This window comes from Microcoleus sp. BM001215392 (genome assembly GCF_036700185.1).
Classification (GTDB): Bacteria; Cyanobacteriota; Cyanobacteriia; order Cyanobacteriales; family Microcoleaceae; genus Microcoleus.
On the sequence record NZ_JAUBOJ010000224.1, the window covers coordinates 9495 to 11927 of the forward strand.

Consider the following 2433-nt stretch of genomic DNA (forward strand, 5'->3'; position numbering starts at 1 on the left):
GTGTGCACTGCGCACCCTACAAGTAGAGTGTTTGCATCTATGATTCAGTAAGGTGCTTATGGCGCACCCTACAAGTAGAGTGTTTGCATCTAGGATTCAATCAATAACTAATAACCAATAACTACTATGCCTGCTGTTAGTTTAATTCGTGCTAATTCATACGATCGCCAAAATCTACAAAAATCTTTAGAAAATCTGCTCGCACCCTTGGGCGGAATGTCGGCTTTTGTCAAATCGGGCGATCGGGTTTTGCTCAAACCCAACCTCCTCACAGGTTCTCGCCCGACAAAAGAATGCGTCACCCGCCCGGAATTGGTTTACTGCGTGGCTAAAATGGCGATCGAAGCGGGAGGAAAACCATTTTTAGGTGACAGTCCAGCTTTTGGTAGCGCGATGGGTGTCGCCAAAGCCAACGGTTATTTGCCGCTGTTGGCAGAACTGAATTTGCCAGTAGTTGAATTTCAAGGAAAACGCTACGAAACTGTCAGCAAAGATTTTAATCATCTGCGAATTTGCAAAGAAGCAATGGAAGCAGATGTCGTGATTAACTTGCCAAAACTCAAATCTCACGTTCAATTAACCGTGACAATGGGCGTCAAAAATTTGTTCGGCTGCGTACCCGGAAAAATGAAGGCTTGGTGGCACATGGAAGCTGGCAAAGATAGCGCCAGATTCGGTCAGATGCTGGTAGAAACTGCCCGGGCAATTAACCCAAATTTGACGATTTTAGATGGGATTATCGGTCACGAAGGTAACGGGCCAAGCGGCGGCGAACCTAAGTTTTTGGGAATTTTGGGCGCGTCGAGTGATGTGTTTGCATTGGACAGAACTTTAGTAGAAATTATTAATGTCGATCCGGCGCTGGTTCCGACTGTAGCTGCGGCGATGAGATTGGGACTTTGCTCGAATTTAGAGGCAATTGATTTTCCGCTTTTGCAGCCGGAAAGTCTCAAGGTTTTGGATTGGAAGTTGCCGGAAAATATGATGCCGATCGACTTTGGAATGCCGCGGGTAATTAAGTCTACTTTCAGGCATTTTTATATCCGGTTTATCAAAGAACGGATGGGGGCTTACGCTGGCAAATAAAGGTTGGTAGTAAAGTTCGATCGTTCGGACTTCAGTCCGCATCAAATGAGAGAGGACTGAAGTCCGAACGATCAAACCTATCTAATCTTTTTATTTTTCATTTTCTAGGGCAACCAGCGGGGGCGAAATCCTTTTAAAGGCAATTCTTCGGGTGATACAGAATTATTAGATACGGCTGCATTCTTTAAGTTTACAAGTATGAGATTTGAAGAAGCGATCGCACTTCCGCCATCTGTTCTCAAATCTCCTGCGACTAATTCTGCTTTTTTGACAACTACCCGATCTAATAGCAATTCTAACCCATCGGGCGACAAACTCATTTTTGTCTCTACTTGGTCGGGCAAAGCTAACAGCGGTTTTACTGCAAATGTCTGCAAGTCAATGGCTTCGACAGTAAGTTGTTCGGAAAACTCTTTCCCTGGCTTGCGCCTGGTTAACAAGCAGTAAAGCTGAGGATTTCTGGGGTCAAACTGACAGTTGAGGAATTCTCCGGTGGTACGGATCAATTCTTGTTTTATAAGTGCGATCGTACTGGAGACGCGCCCTGAGAGTATACACTAGCAGCCGCCCAGACCAACTAATTTTTCCTGGCAAAGATGGCTCTACGTGCAGATTTGCTTCTACCCTGCGACGATCCATCGGACGGCTGAAATTCAGCACTAAAGCGGTATCTCTCGCCCCTACTTGTTGGTTTTTCCAGCTAAAATCGCGCACTTTCGGCAAAGCTCGATCGCCACCAACTAGCAAAACCAGGATCGCCAAACTCAGCAACAGCATCAATGATACAGCCGCACGGTCGATCGGCTCCAATCTTGTTAATTTTCTCAAAAACATACCAGAGCCTGAATTTAGACTAGACTTATTCCCAAATTTGAAAGTCCGCGTGCACTGACTTTCAATAAGACAAGCAATCTCAACGATCGAAGTTAATTGAAATTTTAGGCGATCGGCTCACATCAATCGATCGATCTGCTAAACTAAAATCCTGCTCTTCCACAGGAAAGTTATCGCGAACAAAAACCTACTAACTTTACTGGGCTGCTCCGGTTCTGTAGCCAAAGATGCTGTTAGCGGTAAATCCCGCCAATGCTAGCACCCGAATTTCCCCAAATCCAAGCAGAGAACCCAAGGGCAAAATCGCAGTCAATCCAGGAACAAATCAAGAGGAAAGCCAATCCTTGCTGCCAGAAATCAACTCAGACAAAATATGAAACCTCGCCACCATAACTTTAGGCTGCGACTGCGCCGGCTGTCGAACCCAAGTCCTCCAAATGATACAACAAGGACGGCTGATAGCTGGTAAAAGTATAGTCATTTATAGGCATGGGAGGCTTCAAGTCCCTCCCC

3 protein-coding genes are annotated in these 2433 nt (G+C 45.7%); 1 reads left to right on the forward strand and 2 read right to left on the reverse strand.

What is annotated here, in order from left to right; all coding sequences use genetic code 11:
• Nucleotides 1-126 precede the first annotated feature (126 nt).
• A complete protein-coding gene (locus tag QT974_RS21560; RefSeq protein WP_333470465.1) occupies nt 127-1086 on the forward strand; it encodes a DUF362 domain-containing protein in 960 nt (319 codons plus the stop codon).
• A gap of 104 nt (nt 1087-1190) precedes the next feature.
• Here QT974_RS21560 and QT974_RS21565 read toward each other — a convergent pair whose 3' ends face one another.
• On the reverse strand, nt 1191-1592 hold the full coding sequence (locus tag QT974_RS21565; RefSeq protein ID WP_333470466.1) for a hypothetical protein: 402 nt from the start codon (nt 1590-1592) through the stop codon (nt 1191-1193).
• Nucleotides 1552-1920, reverse strand: coding sequence for an Ig-like domain-containing protein (locus QT974_RS21570; RefSeq protein WP_333470467.1), 369 nt, complete (start codon nt 1918-1920; stop codon nt 1552-1554). The genes QT974_RS21565 and QT974_RS21570 overlap by 41 nt, the downstream gene beginning before the upstream one ends.
• Between the last annotated feature and the right edge of the window lie 513 nt (nt 1921-2433).

Bases quoted from the DNA above. Each gene is read 5' to 3' on its own strand.
- QT974_RS21570 (WP_333470467.1), bottom strand. From the start codon at position 1,920: ATGTTTTTGAGAAAATTAACAAGATTGGAGCCGATCGACCGTGCGGCT.
- QT974_RS21560 (WP_333470465.1), top strand. From the start codon at position 127: ATGCCTGCTGTTAGTTTAATTCGTGCTAATTCATACGATCGCCAAAAT.